General features: G+C 49.2%; 21 protein-coding genes. All 21 read right to left on the bottom strand.

The genetic code is table 11. From position 1 onward, the window contains the following. Positions 1-5: 5 nt before the first annotated feature. On the bottom strand, positions 6-1,334 hold the full coding sequence (locus ACFE8Q_RS01245) for a hypothetical protein (protein ID WP_375443533.1): 1,329 nt from the start codon (positions 1,332-1,334) through the stop codon (positions 6-8). Between the two features lie 3 nt (positions 1,335-1,337). Next, positions 1,338-3,347 carry an ATP-binding protein gene (locus ACFE8Q_RS01240; protein WP_375443532.1) on the bottom strand — a complete coding sequence of 670 codons (2,010 nt, stop codon included), beginning with the start codon at positions 3,345-3,347 and terminating at the stop codon, positions 1,338-1,340. Between the two features lie 16 nt (positions 3,348-3,363). Next, positions 3,364-4,185, bottom strand: a complete 822-nt coding sequence (locus ACFE8Q_RS01235; protein ID WP_375443531.1) for a DNA adenine methylase — start codon at positions 4,183-4,185, stop codon at positions 3,364-3,366. A 442-nt stretch (positions 4,186-4,627) separates the two neighbouring features. Beyond that, positions 4,628-5,767, bottom strand: a complete 1,140-nt coding sequence (locus ACFE8Q_RS01230) for a 2-isopropylmalate synthase (RefSeq protein ID WP_375443530.1) — start codon at positions 5,765-5,767, stop codon at positions 4,628-4,630. Between the two features lie 357 nt (positions 5,768-6,124). Continuing rightward, a complete protein-coding gene (gene leuB / locus ACFE8Q_RS01225) occupies positions 6,125-7,198 on the bottom strand; it encodes a 3-isopropylmalate dehydrogenase (RefSeq protein ID WP_375443529.1) in 1,074 nt (357 codons plus the stop codon). A gap of 131 nt (positions 7,199-7,329) precedes the next feature. Then, a complete protein-coding gene (locus ACFE8Q_RS01220) occupies positions 7,330-8,853 on the bottom strand; it encodes an alpha-isopropylmalate synthase regulatory domain-containing protein (RefSeq protein ID WP_375443528.1) in 1,524 nt (507 codons plus the stop codon). Between the two features lie 114 nt (positions 8,854-8,967). After that, positions 8,968-9,564: a 3-isopropylmalate dehydratase small subunit gene (gene leuD / locus ACFE8Q_RS01215; RefSeq protein WP_375443527.1), complete on the bottom strand. Its 597-nt coding sequence runs from the start codon at positions 9,562-9,564 to the stop codon at positions 8,968-8,970. 123 nt (positions 9,565-9,687) lie between these two features. Further along, a complete protein-coding gene (gene leuC, locus ACFE8Q_RS01210) occupies positions 9,688-11,088 on the bottom strand; it encodes a 3-isopropylmalate dehydratase large subunit (protein WP_375443526.1) in 1,401 nt (466 codons plus the stop codon). A gap of 397 nt (positions 11,089-11,485) precedes the next feature. Then, positions 11,486-11,986, bottom strand: a complete 501-nt coding sequence (locus ACFE8Q_RS01205) for an SRPBCC domain-containing protein (RefSeq protein ID WP_375443525.1) — start codon at positions 11,984-11,986, stop codon at positions 11,486-11,488. Further along, positions 11,976-12,302: an ArsR/SmtB family transcription factor gene (locus ACFE8Q_RS01200; protein ID WP_375443524.1), complete on the bottom strand. Its 327-nt coding sequence runs from the start codon at positions 12,300-12,302 to the stop codon at positions 11,976-11,978. The genes ACFE8Q_RS01205 and ACFE8Q_RS01200 overlap by 11 nt, the downstream gene beginning before the upstream one ends. 152 nt (positions 12,303-12,454) lie before the next feature. Further along, positions 12,455-13,432: a helix-turn-helix transcriptional regulator gene (locus ACFE8Q_RS01195; RefSeq protein ID WP_375443523.1), complete on the bottom strand. Its 978-nt coding sequence runs from the start codon at positions 13,430-13,432 to the stop codon at positions 12,455-12,457. A gap of 13 nt (positions 13,433-13,445) precedes the next feature. Then, on the bottom strand, positions 13,446-13,916 hold the full coding sequence (locus ACFE8Q_RS01190) for an STM3941 family protein (RefSeq protein WP_375443522.1): 471 nt from the start codon (positions 13,914-13,916) through the stop codon (positions 13,446-13,448). A gap of 4 nt (positions 13,917-13,920) precedes the next feature. Further along, positions 13,921-15,183, bottom strand: coding sequence for a threonine ammonia-lyase IlvA (gene ilvA / locus ACFE8Q_RS01185; RefSeq protein WP_375443521.1), 1,263 nt, complete (start codon positions 15,181-15,183; stop codon positions 13,921-13,923). Positions 15,184-15,231: 48 nt separating this feature from the next. Continuing rightward, positions 15,232-15,693, bottom strand: coding sequence for a four helix bundle protein (locus ACFE8Q_RS01180; protein WP_375443520.1), 462 nt, complete (start codon positions 15,691-15,693; stop codon positions 15,232-15,234). 204 nt (positions 15,694-15,897) lie between these two features. Then, positions 15,898-16,941 carry a ketol-acid reductoisomerase gene (gene ilvC / locus ACFE8Q_RS01175; RefSeq protein WP_375443519.1) on the bottom strand — a complete coding sequence of 348 codons (1,044 nt, stop codon included), beginning with the start codon at positions 16,939-16,941 and terminating at the stop codon, positions 15,898-15,900. 43 nt (positions 16,942-16,984) lie between these two features. Beyond that, entirely contained in the window at positions 16,985-17,518 is a 534-nt protein-coding gene (ilvN, locus tag ACFE8Q_RS01170) for an acetolactate synthase small subunit (protein ID WP_375443518.1), read from the bottom strand. Between the two features lie 117 nt (positions 17,519-17,635). Further along, on the bottom strand, positions 17,636-19,378 hold the full coding sequence (gene ilvB, locus ACFE8Q_RS01165) for a biosynthetic-type acetolactate synthase large subunit (RefSeq protein WP_375443517.1): 1,743 nt from the start codon (positions 19,376-19,378) through the stop codon (positions 17,636-17,638). 43 nt (positions 19,379-19,421) lie between these two features. Next, a complete protein-coding gene (locus ACFE8Q_RS01160) occupies positions 19,422-20,003 on the bottom strand; it encodes an O-methyltransferase (RefSeq protein ID WP_375443516.1) in 582 nt (193 codons plus the stop codon). Between the two features lie 4 nt (positions 20,004-20,007). Continuing rightward, the gene (locus ACFE8Q_RS01155; protein ID WP_375443515.1) at positions 20,008-20,397 is read right to left on the bottom strand and encodes a type II toxin-antitoxin system VapC family toxin; all 390 of its coding nucleotides are present in this window, start codon (positions 20,395-20,397) and stop codon (positions 20,008-20,010) included. After that, positions 20,379-20,633, bottom strand: a complete 255-nt coding sequence (locus ACFE8Q_RS01150; protein ID WP_375443514.1) for a hypothetical protein — start codon at positions 20,631-20,633, stop codon at positions 20,379-20,381. The genes ACFE8Q_RS01155 and ACFE8Q_RS01150 overlap by 19 nt, the downstream gene beginning before the upstream one ends. 35 nt (positions 20,634-20,668) lie before the next feature. Then, entirely contained in the window at positions 20,669-22,369 is a 1,701-nt protein-coding gene (gene ilvD / locus ACFE8Q_RS01145) for a dihydroxy-acid dehydratase (RefSeq protein ID WP_375443513.1), read from the bottom strand. Positions 22,370-22,465: the final 96 nt, after the last annotated feature.

Raw genomic sequence — 22,465 nt, 5'->3', positions numbered from 1 at the left:
GTAATCTATAACCTTGCGAATAGCTGTAACACCTTCGCTGAAGGGTAGCTAGACATTGAAGCAATTCCGTTCGCCAGTTCTATAGGGTATAATGCCCCTTCGTATTTCCTACTTATTAGACTTGGTAAAGTAGCTAATATCCGGCTTAGACCAATCAAATCATCGGCCACTGGAAAATTAGTGTCGTTGTTATAAAGGCCCGGAGGTACATTTAGAACTGCATACCAAGATGGTTCGAGTTTCACATATAGTTTTTCACCCCAGTTAGTACGCGACCCATATGGATTTGCCAATTCCGGTTGTCTGTATACTTCCTTCCTAACATATTTATGATTCAGTACGGAATAAGTCATTGGTTCACCTTGTTGTTGAGGATGAGCGAACCGAGCTATTGATGCTAAATGATCTGCAAAAGCCGCTGTCTTCTCTTGCCCGATCAAATGAATAGGACGACCAGCGTTTTTGGCATGTTCGAAGAAATCTCTGAGAGAAGGTACAAGTTTGGAATATTGGCTATTCAAGCTGAGTGGGCCATCTTTTATAAAAAGACAATTACTAACTAATGTTTTATCTTGCTTATTCCAAAAGATTCTAACAGCTGTAAGTAACATCAACGTTTCCATTATTAACATATATGTATTGGGAACAGTAGTTGACGCACTCTCGTCTTCCATATCCAAATGGAAGCCGATCATATCTGTCAGAAAAACAGCCCCTTTACACGAAGCACACAAAGTCTCATCTGCATCATATGGTAGCCCAGGAATAACTTGACTGCAATGAGGACATTCAAACGCCGGTGAGTTTGGTGTGTTTACTCCCCATTTATTGTAAGTGAGCCACTTCAACGTCTCATAATAAGCACCATCTTGGTCAACTTTGATCGAATCCCGAATAATATGCCTAACAGCGGAATAATTGTTACCTAGCGGGGTTTTGACGTTTTTTAACGGGAATACAGTTGTGTGGAATAATGCACTTCCGTTTAAGATATCTTGCAATAGAAGAGGATGTGGACTATCATGATCAATCCTATCAAGTTTTGTTTTGTCAATACGCATTAATGCTGTCTTAACAAACGCTACCTCTTTTTTAGGGTAATTGTCTGATGAAACAGGAACCCAAGATCCATCTACAGCAAATATTCTTGGTAATGGAGCCGCTGACTTTACGTCAAACTCTGTCCAAACCGTATTACTTTCATCTTTAGGATCAGAGTCGTTATATTCAAAGTCTTCAATGAGCGATTTGACCCAATCACTTTGAATTACTTTCAAATGCCCAAGTTTCGACGCTGTTTCTGTGGGTAGTCTTGACCCTCCTTGATAAGGCATAAATTATCTATTTGATGAGTCAGCGTCAAACAACTTAGCTTGTACAGGTATAACGAACCGATTTGACATCGTAAGCATACGCATATAACCGGGAGTTTTTGCCCTCATTATATCTTGTTCTGTGCCAGCGAAAGCTACTTGAACTCTAGACAGCGCACGAACTTCATCTTGTGAGGAGATATGGCCGACAAAGAAATTTTCAGTTTGGGCCAACAACTCACGATTAATAGTTGATGGAGATTGAGTTGAATACACCATTCCAATATGAAATTTAGCCCCCTCTTTCGCAAATCGAGCATAAACTCCTGTTAAATCATTATCATTAGGCGGAAACAAGTTGTGTGCCTCTTCAAAATATAATTGAACGAAGTGGTTACCCAAATTATCATTGACGAACTTCTCTTCTTGGATAGCAAAAACTTCTCTTGAAATCATGTCCGCAAAGTACCTTCTTAATGCGTCAGTTGCATTTCCTAAGTCTAAGATTACCGTGATGCCATTATTAACCGACAGAATAATGTCATTCAGGAAATCGTCTGCATTTGAAGCATGAAATCTTATATAATTACGTAACAGTGATGGCCCTGAAGACCCACCTGAAGAGGGAAACAGAAAATCTAAAATGGCAATATCGCTCGGGTCAAACATTGGGTTCCCTGAACTAGACGTTAAGTTCCTGTTTCTAGGGTTTTCCCGTCTAAATTGAGCCATCACTTCAAACTCCCTGACCATTTCGTTTAAATTAGTTGGGTGACTTGGCGGGGTGGAACTCTCAACCGCTTGATAGGCAGCTGTTCTCAACGGATCATTAAAATGAGGGTCAAAGTGTTTTGCATTAGCAGAAGTTAGTCCTTTACTTCTTAATCGAGTCATGTCAGCTGGAAAGCCCGCTTTATTCAAAACAGCCCAATACATTTGTATTTTTCTAATTGGCCTAGTTTTTTCGTCATCAGGCAAGTCTGTAATTGATTCGATGGTAGGTAAACTAATACTGCCAAAACTTCTTATATAATTGGAGGTCTTATTGTCCTGCTCAAGCATAGCGGCAAGCACTCCTATACCTGATTCGGGTTGTTCATAAAAATTTAGTCTTAAAGGCTTAGAAGGCGTACTGCTTCTCTGTGTTAGAGCATATACTTGGCAACGTGATTCATAAGCTCCTCTTATAGATTTGTTCTGAGGATTGTCATTCGCATATTCACCATTAATGTCAAAAATGATTTGACCAACAGAATTGTCTGTTTTCGTAGCCTCAAGTATTCCTTGAGCGATCAGCTTTACCACATTGGATTTTCCAAGGCGAGTTTTCCCAAACATTGCTGTTCGACAACCTTTAAAGTCTTGCATTGAAATCTTCACAGGAGTGTCTGGTTGCTTATTTCCAGATGAAAAAGGGAGCTGACATTCCATTGTACGCAATACTCCCAAATCGAACTGATGTTCCAGCTTAACTGTACCGTTTACAATCAACTCCAACAAAGTCTTGTCAGGGGCGTATACTTTGTACCTATGAGCGCTAACAACATTATTCACATCACCTGAAAAGGCTAAGCGATCAACATTAGCTGGACTGGCATAGAACATTCCTAGAACGTCACAGTCAAGAGCGCCCCATTGCAACTCACTCTGAGTCCAAACGTCTAGTTCAGGCATAGACTTTTTATGAAGTTCAAAATAAGTCTGTTGTACTTGACTACTTAGAGGAGTCGGTGACACACCATTTACCCTTAATAATGTAAAGTGAGGTGTTACTTTAGCAATGTTGTTTGGTGTCATTAAAAGAAATGAGCCACGTGGAATACCACCAACTGCCAACTTATAGGGGTCAGATGTTATAATCTTTGCAGTTTCATAGCCAAGTTCTAACACGTAGCCAACGAAACGCATTTTGTCTGTTTGCTTAGCTTTTTCGAAACCATCTTCGTTTTGTAAAAAAGTATGCAATGCGCTAATTGGGTTGTTTTGCGTAGCTGCGGCATCAAAAAAATCATCTATAGCAATTTCATTCAACATAGTCAGGTCTTTTAGTTTATAACAAAAAATGCTCACTACTTAAGATAACAAGTTCATCGAATTGGCGCCTATTTGTTGGGTTCGCGGAAATAGAACTAAATCGTGAAGTAGTAAGTAGCGATAATCCTCTATTTTCGTATAGTTCACGTACTGATTGATGATTCGCATTTGTTGATACTATATGGGCGCCCCTATCTCGCGCTCGTACAAGAGCTTCTGAAAGGCGAACTTGGTCATCCCAAGAAAATAACTTTTCATTATATTCTCTAAAGCCGTTTAGGTTATGCCTTACAGTATAAGGAGGATCTGCAAAAATTAGATCTCCAGCCATTGCTTCATTAATAGTAACTTCAAAGTCAGAGACATTTAGCTGAGCTGTAGAAAGTATTCTTGACCAGTTTTTGAAGTCATCTTCTTTTCTAAATACTGAATCACTTGTACCTTTCGGAACGTTGAAAACCCCATTATTATTCACTCTATATATACCATTAAAACACGTTCGGTTTAGATAGATAAATTTTGCAGCGTCATCAACATTATTTGTAGATAACGCTGCTCGCGTATTGTAGTAAAATTCTATTGAGTGTTCAGTTTGGTACTCTTGTAACTGCTTCACAACCTCGGAGTAATTATCTCTTACACCTATGAATGTGTTGATAAGTTCTTTATTAATATCACTTAGAATGGCTCTAGTAGGTTGCAGGAAAAAGAATACGGAGCCACTACCTAAGAAGGGCTCAATGTATGTATTGTAGTTTGTTGGGAATAAAGTTGAATGTTTCTCTACAAACCATCGTTTGCCACCCGGCCACTTCAAAAAAGGCTTTATTAGCTTCAAAATTTTGTCGTTTGTGTACTAATATGCAATTAAAAGATAATTAACAAATAATCCTACTTCAAATTATTTAGCAATCATTGTAAAGGATAAATACTCATACAGATATATCCATAAATTATAACATTACACTTAAGAGGTATGGTAAACTCGCTTGTGAGACAACTATAGCCAGCCTAAATCTACACGAAGGGCAGCGGTTTCTGTACAAATTCGACTACAATGCCAGTTGGGAATTTGCCATTACCGTGGTAAGACAACTGCCTGATGATGACGCCAAAGTAACTACCATCATTGGACAGGTAGGTACGTCGCCAGCGCAGTATGACGACGATGAATGGGATGATGACGAATGAAACCTCATCATATTACATCCCAATTACTGTTTCATTGATTATCTAAATCATAAAAAAAGCCCCGCTATTCTGGCGAGGCTTTTTTGTGACTAGCGGACTAGTTCCATCAAATCTTTGTCGTTCACTTCCTTGCGGACGTCGGCCATGTCGAGGAAGCGAGTGTAGATGGTATCGAGGGTGGGTTTGTCGTAGCGGTAGCCCAGCAGCTCGAGGCGGTGACGGAGCGCGTGACGACCTGAGCGGGCCGTCAGGATGATCAGCGACTTATCGACGCCCACGTCGAGGGGGTTCATGATCTCGTAGTTCTCGGTATGCTTGAGGTGCCCGTCCTGGTGAATACCCGATGAGTGGGCGAAGGCGTTGCGGCCCACAATAGCTTTGTTTGCCTGCACCGGCATCCGCATCAGACCCGAAACCAGTTGACTCACCGGGTACAGCCGTGTGGTATCGATGCCTGTTTCGAAGCCCAGTTCTTTATGCACTTTCATGGCCATCACCACTTCTTCGAGGGAGGTGTTGCCCGCCCGTTCGCCGATACCGTTGATGGTACACTCGATTTGCCGCGCCCCGTTCATAATGCCCGCCAGCGAATTAGCCGTTGCCAGCCCGAGATCGTTATGGCAGTGAATAGAGATTGTGGCTTTATCCACATTGGGTACGCAATTGTAGATATGCCTGATCTTCGCGCCGTATTCGTCAGGCAGGCAGTAGCCGGTGGTATCGGGGATGTTGACGACCGTTGCACCAGCCTTAATTACGGCTTCGGTGAGGCGGCAGAGAAAATCCAGATCGGCCCGGCCGGCGTCTTCGGCGTAGAATTCCACATCGTCAACGTACCCACGGGCGTGTTTAACGGCTTTCACCGCCTGCTCCAGAATGGCTTCGCGGGTACTGCTGAATTTATTACGAATGTGAATGTCTGACGCACCAATGCCAGTATGAATGCGCCCGCGTTTGGCATACTTAAGTGCCTCACCCGCCGCATCAATATCACCCACCACAGCCCGCGACAAGGCGCAAACGGTTGGGTTAGTTACAGCCTTCGAAATCTCAACCACCGACCGGAAATCGCCGGGGCTCGACACAGGAAATCCAGCTTCAATCACGTCTACGCCCAATAGCTCCAGTTGAACAGCTACCTGCACTTTCTCATCGGTTGTTAGCTGACAGCCAGGCACTTGTTCGCCGTCGCGAAGGGTGGTATCGAAGATGTAAATCCGGTTGCTCATGGTCAAAATCAGACTGAAGGCTTGTAGCGAAATTTCGCTATATGCGTTATTTCACTACAAAAATAGCCAGATTTTAATTCTTACGACGTTAAGCAAAGAGAATTTTTTAGGGTGTTGCAGTAATATGGATTCTCAAAAGTGCTATGACCTAGATTGCCTGATATATGATGGCTGTTATACAACGTGCTTCGCGAGTCGCGCCCTTCAACAGGATCAGGGTGACAACTCACTCAAGCAAGTACATGATGAACTTGAGTTGGAATGTCACCCTGAGCCTGTTGAAGGGCACGACTCGCGAAGCACGTTGCACAATGGCAACGCACTATCTATCAACTAAATACAAACCAAGTGCTTGACCTACACCAAATGCGACAACACCTGCTCGCCCATTGCGAACGTACCCAGCAGTTTGTCAGCGTCAGTGTTGGCATTGGCGATGTCGCGGGTGCGGTAACCATCCTTCAATACGGCATCGACTGCGGCAATCACGGCTTCTGATTCGGCTTTCATACCAAACGAGATATCCAACAGCAACGCAACCGATAATACTGACGCCAGCGGATTCGCTACGCCTTTGCCCGTGATATCGTGCGCAGAACCATGAATTGGCTCATATACTCCGGTGCTGTCACCTACCGACGCGGACGCCAGCATACCCATCGACCCGGCAATTTGTGAGGCTTCGTCGGTCAGGATATCGCCAAAAAGGTTGCCGGTCACAACCACATCGAAGCGGGTCGGATCTTTGATGAGCAGCATCGCCGCCGAGTCGACAAACTGGTGTTCCGTTTCAACGTCTGGATAGCGGAGGGCTACTTCCTGCACCACTTCACGCCATAATCGGCTGCTTTCCAAAACATTAGCCTTATCGACACTCATCAGTTTACCGCGACGGGTACGGGCGGCTTCGTAGGCTTTCACGGCGATCCGTTCTACTTCGTACCGTTGGTATACCATCAGGTCAGAGGCGGTGTTGCGGTCTGCCGAGCGTTTTTTTTCGCCGAAATACACGTCGCCGGTCAGTTCGCGGAAGAAAAGGATATCAGCCCCGCGCAGAATCTCCGGCTTGATGCTTGACGCTTCCAATAGTTCATCGAACAGTTTAATGGGGCGCAGGTTAGCGTACAGGCCTAATTCCTTACGCATCTGCAACAGCCCCTGCTCGGGACGTACCTTGGCCGACGGGTCGTTGTCGTATTTAGGGTGACCTACCGCGCCAAACAGAACGGCATCGGCAGCGCGCATCTTTGTTAAGGTTTCGGCGGGTAGTGGCAAGCCAGTCGCTTCAATGGCTACGTGGCCGATCAGGGCTTCATCGTAGGTGAATTCGTGGTTGAACTTGCGGGCGATTGCCTCCAATACCTGTTTGCCGACGGTGGTTACTTCGGCCCCAATGCCATCACCTGGCACAACGAGAATGTGTTTTTTCATTATTTCGCTTCGCTGTCATTACGCTTCGCTGTCATTGGGTGGTCATTTCCTGCGGCGTCATTTATTGCTTCTCACAACGAATGACGCCGTAGGAAAATGACCACCCAATGACAGCGAAGCGTAATGACGTTCTATTCTAAAGTATTTAGCATTTTTTGGGTTGCCTTGATGGCTGACACGGTCTGGTCAGAGTCGAGGCCCCGGGTTTTGAATTCATTATTTTTCGATTTCCAGGTGATGATTGTCTCACACAGGGCATCGGTACGGCCGCCGGTTGGAATCCGCACGGCATAATCGGTTAGCATTGGCAACACCATTTTCTTGCGGTTGTAGATGCTCTTCAGCGCATTCATGAAGGCGTCGTATTGCCCATCGCCCTGGGCGTTTTCCTCGAATTGCTCTTCATCGATACGTACCCGGAGCGTAGCCGATGGCTTCAGATCTTTGGAGTGGGTCAGCACATAGTTGAGCACTTCAACCCGCGAGGCAACGGCGCTGGTATTCAGCACATCAGCAATCACGTAGGGCAAATCTTCGCGCGTGACCGTCTCTTTCAGATCACCCAATTCAATCACGCGCTGCGTTACTTTTTTCAGATCGTCTTCCGACAATTGAATGCCTAGTTCGCGCAGGTTATTCTCAATGTTGGCCTTACCCGACATTTTTCCGAGCGCGTAGCTCCGTTTCCGGCCAAAGCGTTCGGGCAGTAAGGCATTGAAATAGAGGTTATTCTTCTTATCACCGTCGGCATGAATACCGGCGGTTTGGGTAAATACATTGTCGCCAACAACAGGTTTGTTGTCGGGAATGCGAAGCCCCGAAAACGTTTCGACAATCTTACTCACCTGATACAGCGACTTCTCGACGACACCCATACGTACCTCGGGCATGAAATCGCGCAGCACGGCGATGACACTGGCCATCGGCGCGTTACCCGCCCGCTCGCCCAGGCCGTTCACGGTCAAGTGAATACCATGCGCACCCGCCCGGATGGCTTCCATGACATTGGCAACACCAAGATCGTAGTCGTTATGGGCGTGGAAATCGAAATGCAGCGTCGGATAACGAGTTACCAACTGATGCACGAACGTGTAGCTTTCGGCTGGTGTCAGCACACCCAGCGTGTCGGGCAGCAGCACGCGACAAATGGGCTGCGTCTGCATGAAGTCCAGGTAGTGCACTACGTACTCAGGCGAGTTACGCATGCCATTGCTCCAGTCTTCCAAATACACGTTTACCTGAATGCCAAGCTGTTGCGCGTCATTAATCACTTGCTGAATATCGGCAAAATGGCAGTCGGGCGTTTTCTTTAGCTGGTGGGTCAGGTGGTTCAGCGACCCTTTGGTCAGCAGGTTCATCACCTTCGCGCCCGATGCTTTCATCCAGTCGAGCGAGGCTTGTCCGTCCACGAACGTGAGCACTTCGACTTTATCCAGCATGCCGACACTGGCGGCCCAGCGCGTGATCTGCTTCACGGCTTCCAACTCGCCCGCCGACACCCGCGCCGATGCCACTTCCACGCGATCTACCTTGACCTCGGTGAGTAACAACTGCGCCAGTGCCAGTTTTTCGGACGCTGAAAACGACACACCGCTGGTCTGTTCACCATCGCGGAGCGTCGTATCCATTATTTCAATGTAGCGGCGGGTTTTCATGGTAGTAAATGTCATTCGCTTCGCTGTCATTTATTGTCACGAAATGGTCATTTATCGAAAACAACACATAACTACCTAATGACAATAAATGACAGCGAAGCGAATGACATTTCTTTAAAATGGCCTTGTTTCGGCGAAGGCTTCGATCTCAGGTTTCATCGATAGCAGGTAATCGATGTCGTCGTAGCCGTTGGTGAGGTTATCTTTCTTGTAGCTGTTGATATCGAAGGGCTCGCTTTCACCCGTAGCCAGAAGGGTGATGGTCTGCGCAGGCAGGTTCACCTCCAGTTCCGCGGTTGGATCAGCGGCGATAGCGGCGAATATCTTTTCCAGAAATTCTGGGCTTACCTGCACGGGCAAAATGCCGATGTTCAGCGAGTTACCTTTAAATATATCGGCAAAGAAGCTCGATACCACGCAACGGAAGCCATAATCGTAAATGGCCCAGGCCGCATGCTCGCGGCTCGATCCGCTACCAAAGTTCTTACCGCCCACCAGAATTTTGCCCGAATAGGTCGGGTTATTCAGTACGAAATCGGCTTTGGGGGTATTGTCGTTGTTGTACCGCCAGTCGCGGAACAGGTTGTCGCCAAATCCGGTGCGTTCGGTGGCTTTCAGGAAACGGGCAGGAATAATCTGGTCCGTATCCACGTTCTCGATCGGCATCGGAACGGCACTGCTACGGAGTATTGTAAATTTATCGTAAGCCATGGGGAAATGTCATTTGTTGTCATTTCGCTTCGCTGTCATTAGGTGGTCATTAAGTAGTCATTCGTAAGGAAACAATAAATGACTACTTAATGACCACCTAATGACAGCGAAGCGTGATGACGTTTAAATAAATTCTCTAGGGTCTGTTACAACGCCGGTGACGGCGGCGGCGGCGGCGACCAGGGGGCTGGCGAGCAGGGTGCGGGCGCCGGGACCCTGACGACCTTCGAAGTTGCGGTTCGAGGTTGATACGGCGTATTTACCGGCGGGTACTTTGTCGTCGTTCATGGCCAGACAGGCCGAGCAACCGGGCTGACGAAGGGCAAACCCGGCTTCGGTCAGCACATCCAGAATGCCTTCTGCCTTGATCTGCGCCTCTACGATATGCGAACCCGGCACCAGCCAGGCCGTTACGTTATCCGCCTTTTTGCGGCCTTTCACGATGGAGGCAAACGCACGGAAATCTTCGATCCGCCCGTTGGTGCAGCTTCCCAGGAACACAAAATCGATGGGTTTACCGATCATGGATTCGTTTTCCGCGAAGCCCATATAAGCCAGCGATTTCTGGTAGCTGGCATCACCATCCTGCTGATCAGCCGCCAGTGGAATGTGTTTGGTTACGCCGGTGCCCATGCCGGGGTTGGTACCGTAGGTAATCTGCGGCTCAATGTCGGCGGCGTCGAAGGTCAGGTCATGGTCGAACGTGGCGTCTTCGTCGGTTTTCAGCGATTCCCAGTACGGAACCAGCTTATCCCAGGCCTCGCCTTTCGGGGCCAGATCACGGCCATTCAGGTACGTTAGCGTGGTGGCGTCGGGGGCGATCATACCACCGCGCGCGCCCATTTCGATGCTCATGTTGCAGACCGTCATGCGGCCTTCCATGCTCATGTTGCGGAACACATCGCCGGCATATTCAACGAAGTAGCCGGTGGCACCACTCGCTGAAATCTGCGCGATGATGTACAGGGCCACGTCTTTCGGCAACACGCCTTTACCCAGCGTGCCATTCACCGAAATCCGCATTTTCTTCGGTTTGGGCTGCATGATACACTGCGTAGCCAGCACCATTTCTACTTCCGACGTACCGATTCCGAACGCAATGGCACCAAACGCGCCGTGGGTCGAGGTATGCGAGTCGCCGCAAACGATGGTCATTCCGGGGAGGGTAATGCCATTTTCGGGACCAACCACGTGCACGATACCGTTTTTGGGATTGCCCAGTCCCCAGTGCGAGATGTGGTATTTGGCACTGTTCCGCTCCAGTGCATCCAGTTGGTTGGCCGACAGCGGATCAGCGACTGGCAGGTGCTGGTTGATTGTGGGCGTGTTGTGGTCGGCTGTAGCGTAGGTACGTTCAGAGAACAGGACGGGTGCGTTACGGCCTTCGAGCCCCAGAAACGCCACCGGGCTGGTTACCTCGTGGATGAAATGGCGGTCGATAAAAAACACGTCGGGACCATCGTCGATATGCCGGATGACGTGCGCATCCCATACTTTATCAAATAGTGTTTTGGGGGTACTCATAACTATAGCGGAGAACTTATATACGTCTCTGCAAAAGTGGCAGACCGTACAGAACTACGCATCACGCCATCCGTCCAGTAAATAGCGATTTTAGCTCAGAGAGCAATCGTGGGTGTAAAACTGCATAACGTGGCTAACGCGCAGGACTTCGTGCCCGGTAAAGAGTCAGGGGCTTTCTCATAAAATGCAGCACTCATTTTTAGCTTCCCGAATAGCTGACGCGTGGCCCTTCGACAGGTTCGGCGCCCCCGGCTCAGGGTGACAATCCTACCCAAGTTCATAATAAACATGCTTGAGTTTTCTGTCACCCTGAGCCGGGGGCGCCGAGCCTGTCGAAGGGCCACGCGTCAGTGTTTTTGGGGCTAAAAAGATTACTAGTAGCAGCCGTATTTCTTTACTATCGCTGCGATAATTTTGCCAGTAATTCTTCCAGATTTTTCAGGGTCATAGCCGTTCCTTCCTTGAAACCCATCTCAATCATTTTCTCTAAACGAGCCAGCGATTCATTGTAAATACTAATACTAACTTTTGTTTTTCCGTTTTGCTCGCTGAAATTAAACTCCCAATCAGAACCGGGCAATTCGGGATTTTCATCTTGGTCGGCAAACGCGTTCAACATTTTGAAATTCGTTTTTGGCGTAATGGACGTATATGTCTGAAGTGACCAATGCTCCTGTCCTTCAGGGCTTATCATCGCGTAAAACCGTCGTCCACCTACTTCAAAATTCATAAATTTTGTCCTTGAAAACCAGGGCTTAGGTGCCCACCATTGATCAAGAATTTCCGGTTTAGTGTAGGCATCCCACACCAGCGACAGGTCAGCATCAAATTCTCTGGTCATGTAGACCATTTTTGTTGTTTTGTCAACGGTAAAATCAAGGGGCGAATCAGTTGTCATTTTTTTGTTGTTTAAGTGTTGCCAATACATTGTCGAGTTGATTAAAGCTGGTTTCCCAAATTTTTCTGAATTGGTTTAACCATTGATCAACTTCTTTCATTTTTTCAACCTCAAGCGAGTAGTAAATTTCCCGGCCCTGTTGTTCCTGTTTCACCAGCTCGCATTCTGTGAGTACGCGCAGGTGTTTGGAAACAGCTTGTCGGGTCGTGTTGAAGTTCTCGGCAATGGCATTCGGTGTCATTGCCTGTAAGGCAATCAAGGCAATTATTGACCGCCTTGTGGGGTCGGCTATCGCCTGAAAAATATCTCGTCTCATTATGTTTATCACTGCATTTAGGAAACCAATCGGTTGCAAATATACGCGCAACCGATTGGTTTCCTAAATATTTTTTCGGATTAGCCGAGAATTAGTTAAGTGAATTAAGGAGTAGACGCTACAAATATGCCTTACCGAAGTGGCCACTCAGATTATGTAGCTGCCAGCGCCCGTTTTGGAGTAAAGCCGTACTGTAGCTTATATGCTTTAATGAAGTGGGATACGCTTTCGTAGCCGATTTCCATGCTTACTTCCGAGACGTTCTTATCGGTGTTGCGGAGCAGGAAATGGGCGTGCTCCAGGCGTTTGCGGCGGATCCAGTGGCCAGGTGAGCTGTGAAAATGTTCCTCAAAATCACGCTTGAAGGCGGAAAGGCTACGGCCTGAGATCCGAGCCAGTTCATTCATCGACAGCGGTTTGAGCAGGTACGTGCTCATCAGGTAATCGAGGTCGGTTTTCTGCCCCTGATAGAGCTGCCAGAGAATAGTGCGAAGCTGCCCGGTCGTATCGAGTTCAAAGAGATGGAGCATCAACTCCTGAAATTTGAGCCGAAGCAGTTCGTTGAGGTACGGAGTGCGCGACCCGAAATACGGCAATAGCGACTGAATAAAGTTGGTGAACGTACCTGGAATAGACGTACCTGATGACGCAAACGACAGGATCGCCGCTTCTGGCAGAGGCTCAAAACCTGTCTGGGCAAGTCCACCGCACCGATTCGGCGAGCGGCGGACCGGCGGGGTACGTTGAAAGAGGCTAAGATGCTGGCTGACGAATTCTTTCAGCAGCCGCTCATTCACGAAGAACACGAGGCTCCGGTAATTCACGTCGATGGACTCGTTCATGGAGTAACAACCCCGCTGAAAGAACAGGATATCGCCTTTCCTGACGTGCAGTTCCTGCGTGGGTGAGCTGAATTTCTTCTCCCCTTCCAGCACCACAACCACGGCATGTTCTTCAAAGAAAATCTCGTTCCGCTCGGGATACACGTCGCTGCGATACGCCACAAACGTCATCTCCGACCCGTCTCGTGCCCCGTCAGAACGCGAACCATCAGGCCCAGCCGAGTCAGGCCGCTGAATAGTCAGCGACTGAAATTGATGGGGTTGTATAGACGAGGGAACGCGTAGCATACATCTAAATGCGTTAGCTCTGCAATCTTGACTCTGCCAAATAACGGTTCATTAATGCTACTAATTCACTGTAATCCAGGCCATAATTGTCGGGTAGTCCGCCATCCCAGCCATTCGTTACAAACGCCGATAGTTCTCTGGCTACCGGCATTGAGCGTACATGGGCCGCAAATTTTATCAATACCATTTTTCGGATACCCAGCTCACCAAGGCCGAACGCCTCAACGTCTTTCCAGGGAGTGAAATGCTTTTTAAAAAGAGAGCACATCTCGAACCCCTCCTGCGTTAATGTAAGGTAAGCAGCACCAGGAAAAAGTTGCACACCAAACACCCCTACCCCTAAACCAAAAAAAGCAATACATGCCCAGGCTATCGGATCGCCGTCTTTAATTAGAATAGTAACGCCTATACCGACAAAGGCGACGCATAACAACAGATAAATCAGTTGCTTCCACCGTTTCGGGTAAAACATTATTTCAGCCATAGCATCAGATCAAAAACTCGAACAGGGTGGGTTTGTCGTTGATATACTCGAACTGGATTTTGGCTTCTTTCATGCGTTCGATCAGCGGCTCAAAATCAGCTTTGCTCTTTAATTCAATACCTACCAACGCCGAGCCCCGTTCGCGATTCGTTTTCTTGGCATAGTCGAATAGCGTGATATCGTCGTTAGGGCCGAGGGCCAGTTCCAGAAAGTCACGAAAAGCACCGGCACGTTGGGGGAATCGGATAATGAAGTAGTGCTTCAGCCCTTCGTAGAGCAACGAACGTTCCTTGATCTCTTCGGTGCGTGTAATGTCGTTGTTACCGCCACCAACCAGGCAAACAACGTTCTTCCCCCTAATTTCGTCTTTGATCAAATCCAGCGCGGCAATGGTTAGTGCTCCGGCGGGCTCAGCTACGATGGCTTCTTCGTTGTAGAGTTCCAGGATAGTGGTGCACACCTTTCCTTCTGGCACCAGCAGCACCCGGTCAAGGTTGCGGCGGCAGATTTCGAACGTTGTGTCGCCAACCCGTTTTACGGCGGCTCCGTCGACAAATTTATCGATGTGGTCGAGCGTAACCACATGGCCTTCTTCCATAGCCACTTTCATCGACGGCGAGCCAAGTGGCTCAACACCAATGAGTTCCGTTTTCGGACTCAGTTGTTTAAATACCGTCGAGACACCTGAAGCCAGTCCGCCACCACCAATGGCCATGAGCAGGTAATCGATCTTGAAATTGGAATCTTTGAAGATTTCGAGCCCAACCGTGCCCTGCCCTTCCATCACCAGCACATCGTCGAACGGGTGCACGAAGGTGCTGTCGTGAGTCTGCACATACTCAGTTGCGGCATGGAAAGCGTCGTCGTACGTATCGCCGATCAGCACTACGTTGACGAACTCTTTGCCAAACAGCTTCACCTGCTTCACCTTCTGGTTGGGCGTAGTCGTCGGCATGAAAATAGTGCCTTTCACGCCCATTTTCCGGCAGGCGTAGGCCAGGCCCTGCGCGTGGTTACCGGCACTGGCACAGACAACGCCTTTCGCCAGCTCGTCGGCCGACAGGCTGGCCATTTTGTTGTACGCGCCCCGAATCTTGTACGACCGCACCACCTGTAAATCTTCCCGTTTCAGAAAGATCGTGGCACCATACCGTTCCGACAGATTTAGATTCTCCTGTAACGGCGTATGAAAAGCAACTCCTCTTAACCGTTCGGCGGCCAGATAGATGTTGTCTAAATCGGGAAGAGAAATGTCATTAGTGGTCATGAAGTGGTCATTTATTGTCATTAGGTCGTGCCAAGCTGGCCACCCCATTTATTTTACGGCGTCGGCGATATCAGGCGCGTTATCATCCCAGTCTGCTGAGCTCCTGCTTGTCTGATAACTTGTTTCTGGTTCTCCAACAGCATTCTGCGCCGAGGTGCTCCTTTTACCCAATGTCTTTAAGTAGTTGTTGAGTTTAACGCCAAGCATGTTTATGTCACGGTCAAACTGCGCGTAGACTTCATCATTGATTAATTGTCTTCGTCTTGCTTTATCAAGCCACGTTCTGGTTTCTAGTAGTGAACCACGAGCAATATAACAGAAGTGAATATTCTCCTTGAAGTGATAACGTCCAAAGCCTTCACTAAGGTTTGCCGCTACCGAATCGGCCGAACGCACAACCTGCTTACCAACCGTATCTCTGGCAAATAAATCCCAGTGAACAACAACGGCCCAAACCTGTTCGCCCAATGTCATGGCCAACTGATAAATCTGCAAGTCGTTAATCCCCATAAATAGAAAAAGTCATTAGGCTATGCCGTCATTTACTGTCATTAGGCTTTGCCGTCATTAAGTGGTAATCCATAGTCACTGATTGTAAAGAAACAACGAATGACTACAAATGACTACCTAATGACGGCATAGCCTAATGACTACTTGATGACGGCAAAGCCTAATGACTACTTGATGACGGCAAAGCCTAATGACGTTTCTAGCCTAACTACGCTCTGGACGCAGGTTGCGCACGGCGGCACCAGCCTGCCACATTTCAGAGTCGCGCAGTTCGGCCAGTTCCACCTCGAGTTTCTCGCGGTAGTCGGGCTGTGAGTTGCGGGTGATGCTGATTTCGGCCTGCTCCTGCGTTTTCACCGAGTTATATAGTTGCTCGAAAACAGGTTTGGTGGCATCGCGGAAGGGTTTCCACCAGTCGAGGGCACCGCGCTGAGCCGTTGTCGAGCAGTTGGCGTACATCCAGTCCATACCGTTTTCGGCCACGAGTGGCATCAGCGACTGAGTCAGTTCTTCAACCGTTTCGTTAAACGCTTCGGATGGGCTATGTCCGTTGGCGCGCAGTACTTCATATTGAGCCGCGAAGATGCCCTGAATGGCACCCATCAACGTACCCCGCTCGCCGGTCAAATCAGACGTTACTTCTTTATAAAAATCAGTCTCGAACAGGTAGCCTGAACCTACACCGATACCCATCGCGATACACTTGTTGCGTGCGTTTCCGCTGGCATCCTGATACACGGCGAAACTAGAGTTTAGCCCTTTACCTTCTACAAACAAACGACGCAGCGACGTACCTGAGCCTTTGGGAGCCACCAGGAACACATCGACATCAGGTGGAGGGATGATGCCGGTTTTCTCTTTATACGTCACGCCGAAGCCGTGCGAGAAATACAGTGATTTACCAGGAACAAGCGCGGCTTTCACCGTTGGCCACAGTTCGATCTGGGCGGCATCTGACAGCAGGAAGCAGATGATCGTTCCTTTTTCGAGGGCTTCTTCGATTTCAAACAACGTTTCGCCGGGGACCCAGCCATCAGCTACCGCTTTATCGTAGGTTTTACCTTTACGCTGGCCTACGATCACGTTGAAGCCATTTTCACGCATGTTCAGTGACTGGCCGGGGCCTTGTACACCGTAGCCGATAACGGCGATTGTTTCGTCTTTGAGTGTTTCGAGGGCGGTCTCAAGCGGAAACTCTTCGCGGGTTACGACATTCTCGACCGTTCCGCCGAAGTTAATTTGTGCCATTCTGGTACTGTATTTAGATGGTAAAAAATTAGTGTATTTCGATTTATAAGTAGTAAGCCCATTCAGCTTCGGGCAGGTATTCGACAAGGCCTTTCTCCGTCTTGCCAACGGCTACCCGGCCCGAGCGAACAAACTCCAGAATCTCATACTGGCGCAGGTATTCGAAGAAGGCAAAAATCTCGGTTTCATTCCCCGTCTTTTCAATCACGACATAGTCGAGACCCCAGTATACGACCCAGGCTTTATGCTGCTTGTTAATCGTTTCCACGTCGAGCGGTTTGCTACCCAGTGGGGTCGAGATTTTGAACAGGGCAATTTCGTTGAACACGATCTCGTCGTTGAGGTAGCCAAAAACGGCCAGCACTTCCACTATTTTCCGGATTTGCCGTACAATTTTCTCTACTTCATCGCGTGATTCATGCCGGATAACGATCGTAAAGCGCGACACGCCTTTCCGCTCCGTCTCCGATACCGTCAGGCTTTCGATGTTGATTCGTCGCCGGGTAAAGATGATGGTGATGCGGTTCAACAACCCGATAGTGTTGCCCGTAAAAATGCAAATGGTGTAGGTTGTCATAAAAAAGGTCATTTGTTGTCATTACGCTACGCTGTCATTAGGCTTCGCCGTCATCGATTGTACAGAGAACGACTAAATGACTACTCAATGACCATAAATGACAGCGAAGCATAATGACTATTTCAATCGTATTTGTGACACGCTGGCACCGGCGGGTACCATCGGGAACACGTTTTCTTCTTTTTCGACAATCACCTCCAGCAAGTATGGGCCGTCGTAGGCGAGCATCTGATCCAGGGAATCAGACAGCGTTTCGCGCTCATTACAGGTGTGGCCCGCCATACCGAACCCTTTAGCAATGGTTACGAAATCAGGGTTTTGCAACTCCACGAACGAATAGCGGCGGCTGTGGAAAAGCTGTTGCCACTGGCGAACCATCCCCAGAAAGTTGTTATTCAGGATGATGGCTTTCACCGGCTGCTTATTCTGCACAATGGTGCCCAGTTCCTGTAACGTCATCTGAAAACAACCGTCGCCGATGATGGCGACTACCTGCCTGTCAGGAGCGGCGACCTGCGCACCGAAAGCAGCAGGCAAGGCAAAGCCCATTGTACCCATTCCGCCCGACGTAACGAGGCTGTTCTTCTGCCGGAACTGATAATAGCGCGATGCCATCATCTGATGCTGACCAACGTCGGTTACCAGTACGGCGTCACCGTTGGTTTTCCGCGACAGCAGGTCAATTACTTCGGCCATCTTGATCTTTTCGGTATCGCCTGATAGCTCTGGTGCCGTAATCGCCTCATTCTCGATGGCGTCGTATTTCCGGAATTCGTTGCGCCATACGGTATGATCGTTATCATGAACCAGCGGTAAGAGTGCTTTCAGCACTTCCTTCGCATCGCCAACAATCGGGGCATGTGCCTTGATGATTTTGTCGACTTCGGCAGGGTCAATTTCAATATGGATCACCTTGGCCTGCCGGATGTACTTACTGGCGTCGCCTGTCACCCGGTCGTCAAACCGCATACCGATAGCAATAATTACGTCGGCCTGGTCCGTCAGTACGTTGGGGCCGTAGTTGCCATGCATACCCAGCCACCCCACATGGTTGGGGTGGCTGGTCGGAATAGTCGACTGGCCCAGTAGTGTGGTGGCAACCGGAATACCCGTTTTTTCGGCAAACGCCAGCAGCTCGGCTTCAGCTTTTGCCAGTTGCACACCATGACCAGCGAAAATGTACGGGCGCTTCGCTTCGTTGATCAGCTTTGCCGCTGCTTCAACCTGTTCCATTTTGGGCACCAGACGCGGCCGGTAGCTGATGATTGTCTGGCAGCGTTCGTACACAAATGGCTGGGTCATCAATTCAAGCTGCGCCGACTTGGTCATGTCGATCAATACCGGACCCGGCCGCCCCGACTGCGCGATGTAGAACGCTTTGGCCATAATCTCCGGCACCTCATCGGCACTGGTAATCTGGTAGTTCCATTTGGTGATCGGCATCGTTACGCCCATTACGTCGGCTTCCTGAAACGCATCGGTTCCCAGCAGTTTCTTACCTACCTGCCCCACAATGCACACTAGCGGTGTAGAGTCGATCAGGGCGTCGGCAATGGCCGTGACAAGGTTGGTAGCTCCCGGGCCTGAGGTAACGAGGCATACACCCGCGCGGCCCTGCATCCGGGCATAGCCCTGCGCGGCGTGGCCGGCACCCTGCTCATGACGTACCAGAATATGATTGATCTGATCCTGAAAATCGTAAAGCGCATCATACACAGGCATGATAGCGCCACCGGGATAACCAAAAATAGTATCGACCTTTTCGGCTACCAGCGAGCGCATAAGGGCCTCCGAACCCGACATCAATTTGATTTCCGTCGGTTCAATTGTGAGTTCAGGCAATACACTGACCGTTTCCATAGCGTGGTACGTGTAAGTTGTTCAGTTTGTTGTGTTCAGTCAGTTACTTCTTCGTGGCAATCAGAATTCCGGTTGACCAGGCCATTTTCACAAGCTGCAGGTCATCGCGGCTTTCCAGGTCAGCAACCAGTTTGTCGACCTTTTCGGCATGCCCCTCCGGCCAGTTGGGTTGCGGCAACATGTCGTCGATGACGTACATACCACCCGCCGACAACGTACCCAGCGCCGCATCGAGATTCGCGTATTTACCGGGCCAGGCGTCGGCGAAAATGAAATCGAATTGCCGGGTTTGATTTTCAGCTTCCAGCCACGTACCTGCGTCGGTGCAGAGAAGTTGCAAACGAGCATCGTCGCCCAGAATGTTATCGGCAACGGCCAGGTACGTGGCTTCATTATCAATCGACAGCAGCGACGAGTCCGCGTCCATCCCGGCCAGTAACCACGACGTTGCCAGGCCTGTGCCTGTCCCGATCTCCAGCACACGCGCCTTTGGTTTCGACCCAACCAACGCTTTCAACAACGCCCCCGTTTGCAGGTCAGACGGCATTGAAAAACGAATGGACTTGCTGGCAACTTCTATGGCAGAAAAGCCCTTGGGAAGCGTATGGACGGTGTCGGTATACATGGTTTCAGGCGGTTAGACTTCGGTATTTCAAGCCCGTTATCTTGGTAAAATCACTGTCATTTGTCGACAATAAGGTAAAGTCATGCACTATGGCCGTAGCTGCAATAATGGCGTCGGGTAGTTTGAGCCCTCTATAATGCCGCCGTAGTTTGACGGTTTGAAGAATAACAGGTTCAGACAGAGGCATTATAACCGATGCTTCGATAAACTCACGTACCCGTATTTCAACTTGCTTAGTAGTTGACACCCAACTCAGTAATTCCATTTGGACTATCACCGAAATGATTGGCCCAGCCTCAACTACATCAGCTATTAAATCGAGTTGCTCTGTTCCCAATAGCCCACTCAAATACTTGCTGTAGGCGGAAGTATCGATCAGATAGGCCTCTCCCATTCGTTCCGCATATCGTCTAATTGCTTCTGCATTTCCAGTCGTTGTTCGAGGGGCAAGTGGGCAAAAGCGCCTCGGTGCTTGCTTAATCCCGTACGTTTTGGCTCTTCAGTAGTTATATCAACCTTTTCGTACACGATCACAGCTTTCACCAAATAGCCATCCAGGCTTTCCGGGACAGTAATGTGCAGGTCAATAGCTCCGTTCTGCACCTTAACTGTTTGTTCAATGACGTTCATATGCTTGTCAATTAGCGTTTTATAAATAACGCAAACTACGCTTCGTCCGTTACGCAGCCTTCGCTGGCTGACTTTACGCTGCGGATGTATTTGCCCAACACGCCTTTCGTAAATGGCGGAGCTGGCTGCGTCCAGTGGCTACGGCGTTCAGCCATTTCCTCATCAGATATGTGCAGCGTCAGTTCGCGACCAACGGCGTCGAGCGTAATGAGGTCACCATCTTTTACAAACGCGATAGGGCCACCGTCAAATGCTTCGGGGGTTACGTGGCCGACCACGAAACCGTGGGTGCCCCCCGAGAAACGGCCGTCGGTGATGAGGGCTACTTTATCGCCAAGACCGGCACCCATGATGGCCGATGTTGGTTTCAACATTTCGCTCATACCAGGCCCCCCTTTAGGGCCGCTATTCCGAATAACGATTACCTGGCCGGGCAAAATCTCCCCTTTCGACAAGGCCTCGATGACTTCGCCTTCGTGCTCGCACACTTTGGCGACCCCTTCAAAACGCAGGCCTTCTTTACCGGTAATCTTGGCCACTGAACCCGTGGGGGCCAGGTTTCCGCGCAGAATCTGGATGTGGCCCGTAGCCTTGATCGGATTGCTGAGCGGACGTACGATGCTTTGGGTTTCGAAGTTCAGCTCAGGAATCTCGTCAAGGTTTTCTGCTACGGTTTTGCCCGTTACCGTCAGGCAATCGCCATGAATCATGCCGTTCTGATAGAGGTATTTCATCACCGCCGGCACACCACCGATTGCCAGCATATCTTCCATGTAATACTTGCCGCTGGGCTTCAGATCGGCCAGGAACGGTACCCGGTCGCTGATTGCCTGAATATCGTCGAGCGATAAATTCAGGCCTGCCGCACGGGCAATGGCCAGATAGTGGAGCACCGCGTTGGTGGAACCACCAAGGGCCATAACCACTGTCAGCGCGTTCTCCAGCGACTTTTGGGTGATGATGTCGGCGGGCGTGATGTTGCGTTCGAGCAGCACGCGCATGGCGGCACCAATCTTTTTGCACTCTTCCTGCTTGCCTTCGTGCGTAGCCGGGTAGCTGCTGCTGAACGGCAGGCTCAGACCCATCGCCTCAATGCTGCTGGCCATGGTGTTGGCCGTGTACATCCCTCCGCAGGCACCCGCGCCGGGAATCGAGTTACGGATAACACCTTCGTAATCTTCGTCGGAAATAGCATTAGCGTACTTCTTACCGAGGGCTTCAAATGCCGACACGATATCGAGTTTCTGTCCTTTATAATGGCCCGAGCGGATGGTGCCGCCGTAAACCATGATACCGGGCCGGTCGAGACGAGCCATTGCCATGACAGCACCGGGCATGTTTTTATCACAACCAACTACAGTTACTACCCCGTCGTACCACTGCGCCATTACCACCGATTCGATACTATCGGCAATGAGATCACGGCTGGGGAGCGAGTAGCGCATGCCATCGTTACCGTTGGTCATGCCGTCGGAGACGCCGATGGTGTTGAAAATCAGCCCTACCAGCCCGCTCGCCTGAATTCCCTGCTTCACATAAACCGACAACCCGTTGAGGTGCATATTACAGGTGTTTCCTTCGTAGCCCGTGCTGGCAATGCCAATCTGGGGCTTCTGCATATCGTCGGCGGTCAACCCAATTCCGTAAAGCATGGCTTTGGCGGCGGGGTTATCCATCTTTTGGGTAAGCGTCTGGCTGAACCGATTTAGTTGCGTGGCAGGAGCGTCTGTAATCATTATTCTTTTAGCGAAATTTCGCTGATTGCGTAATAACGCTGTAAAGGAACAGTGTTCTACTTGATTACGCAAGCATTTTAAGGCCAAAAGTCGTTG

Source organism: uncultured Fibrella sp., from assembly GCF_964250085.1.
Taxonomy (GTDB): domain Bacteria; phylum Bacteroidota; class Bacteroidia; order Cytophagales; family Spirosomataceae; genus Fibrella.
Note: the sequence above shows the minus strand (reverse complement) of the source record. Positions and strands in the feature narration are given on the sequence as shown.

Excerpts from the sequence above, each read along its gene's own strand:
- ilvB (WP_375443517.1), bottom strand. The coding sequence starts at position 19,378 with ATGGAAACGGTCAGTGTATTGCCTGAACTCACAATTGAACCGACGGAA.
- ACFE8Q_RS01195 (WP_375443523.1), bottom strand. The coding sequence starts at position 13,432 with ATGCTACGCGTTCCCTCGTCTATACAACCCCATCAATTTCAGTCGCTG.
- ACFE8Q_RS01230 (WP_375443530.1), bottom strand. The coding sequence starts at position 5,767 with ATGAGCAACCGGATTTACATCTTCGATACCACCCTTCGCGACGGCGAA.
- ACFE8Q_RS01190 (WP_375443522.1), bottom strand. The coding sequence starts at position 13,916 with ATGGCTGAAATAATGTTTTACCCGAAACGGTGGAAGCAACTGATTTAT.
- ilvN (WP_375443518.1), bottom strand. The coding sequence starts at position 17,518 with ATGACAACCTACACCATTTGCATTTTTACGGGCAACACTATCGGGTTG.
- ACFE8Q_RS01205 (WP_375443525.1), bottom strand. The coding sequence starts at position 11,986 with ATGACAACTGATTCGCCCCTTGATTTTACCGTTGACAAAACAACAAAA.
- ACFE8Q_RS01150 (WP_375443514.1), bottom strand. The coding sequence starts at position 20,633 with ATGAACGTCATTGAACAAACAGTTAAGGTGCAGAACGGAGCTATTGAC.
- leuD (WP_375443527.1), bottom strand. The coding sequence starts at position 9,564 with ATGGCTTACGATAAATTTACAATACTCCGTAGCAGTGCCGTTCCGATG.
- ACFE8Q_RS01155 (WP_375443515.1), bottom strand. The coding sequence starts at position 20,397 with ATGGGAGAGGCCTATCTGATCGATACTTCCGCCTACAGCAAGTATTTG.
- ACFE8Q_RS01245 (WP_375443533.1), bottom strand. The coding sequence starts at position 1,334 with ATGCCTTATCAAGGAGGGTCAAGACTACCCACAGAAACAGCGTCGAAA.
- ilvC (WP_375443519.1), bottom strand. The coding sequence starts at position 16,941 with ATGGCACAAATTAACTTCGGCGGAACGGTCGAGAATGTCGTAACCCGC.
- ilvA (WP_375443521.1), bottom strand. The coding sequence starts at position 15,183 with ATGACCACTAATGACATTTCTCTTCCCGATTTAGACAACATCTATCTG.
- ilvD (WP_375443513.1), bottom strand. The coding sequence starts at position 22,369 with ATGATTACAGACGCTCCTGCCACGCAACTAAATCGGTTCAGCCAGACG.
- ACFE8Q_RS01180 (WP_375443520.1), bottom strand. The coding sequence starts at position 15,693 with ATGGGGATTAACGACTTGCAGATTTATCAGTTGGCCATGACATTGGGC.
- leuC (WP_375443526.1), bottom strand. The coding sequence starts at position 11,088 with ATGAGTACCCCCAAAACACTATTTGATAAAGTATGGGATGCGCACGTC.
- ACFE8Q_RS01220 (WP_375443528.1), bottom strand. The coding sequence starts at position 8,853 with ATGAAAACCCGCCGCTACATTGAAATAATGGATACGACGCTCCGCGAT.
- ACFE8Q_RS01240 (WP_375443532.1), bottom strand. The coding sequence starts at position 3,347 with ATGTTGAATGAAATTGCTATAGATGATTTTTTTGATGCCGCAGCTACG.
- leuB (WP_375443529.1), bottom strand. The coding sequence starts at position 7,198 with ATGAAAAAACACATTCTCGTTGTGCCAGGTGATGGCATTGGGGCCGAA.
- ACFE8Q_RS01200 (WP_375443524.1), bottom strand. The coding sequence starts at position 12,302 with ATGAGACGAGATATTTTTCAGGCGATAGCCGACCCCACAAGGCGGTCA.
- ACFE8Q_RS01160 (WP_375443516.1), bottom strand. The coding sequence starts at position 20,003 with ATGTATACCGACACCGTCCATACGCTTCCCAAGGGCTTTTCTGCCATA.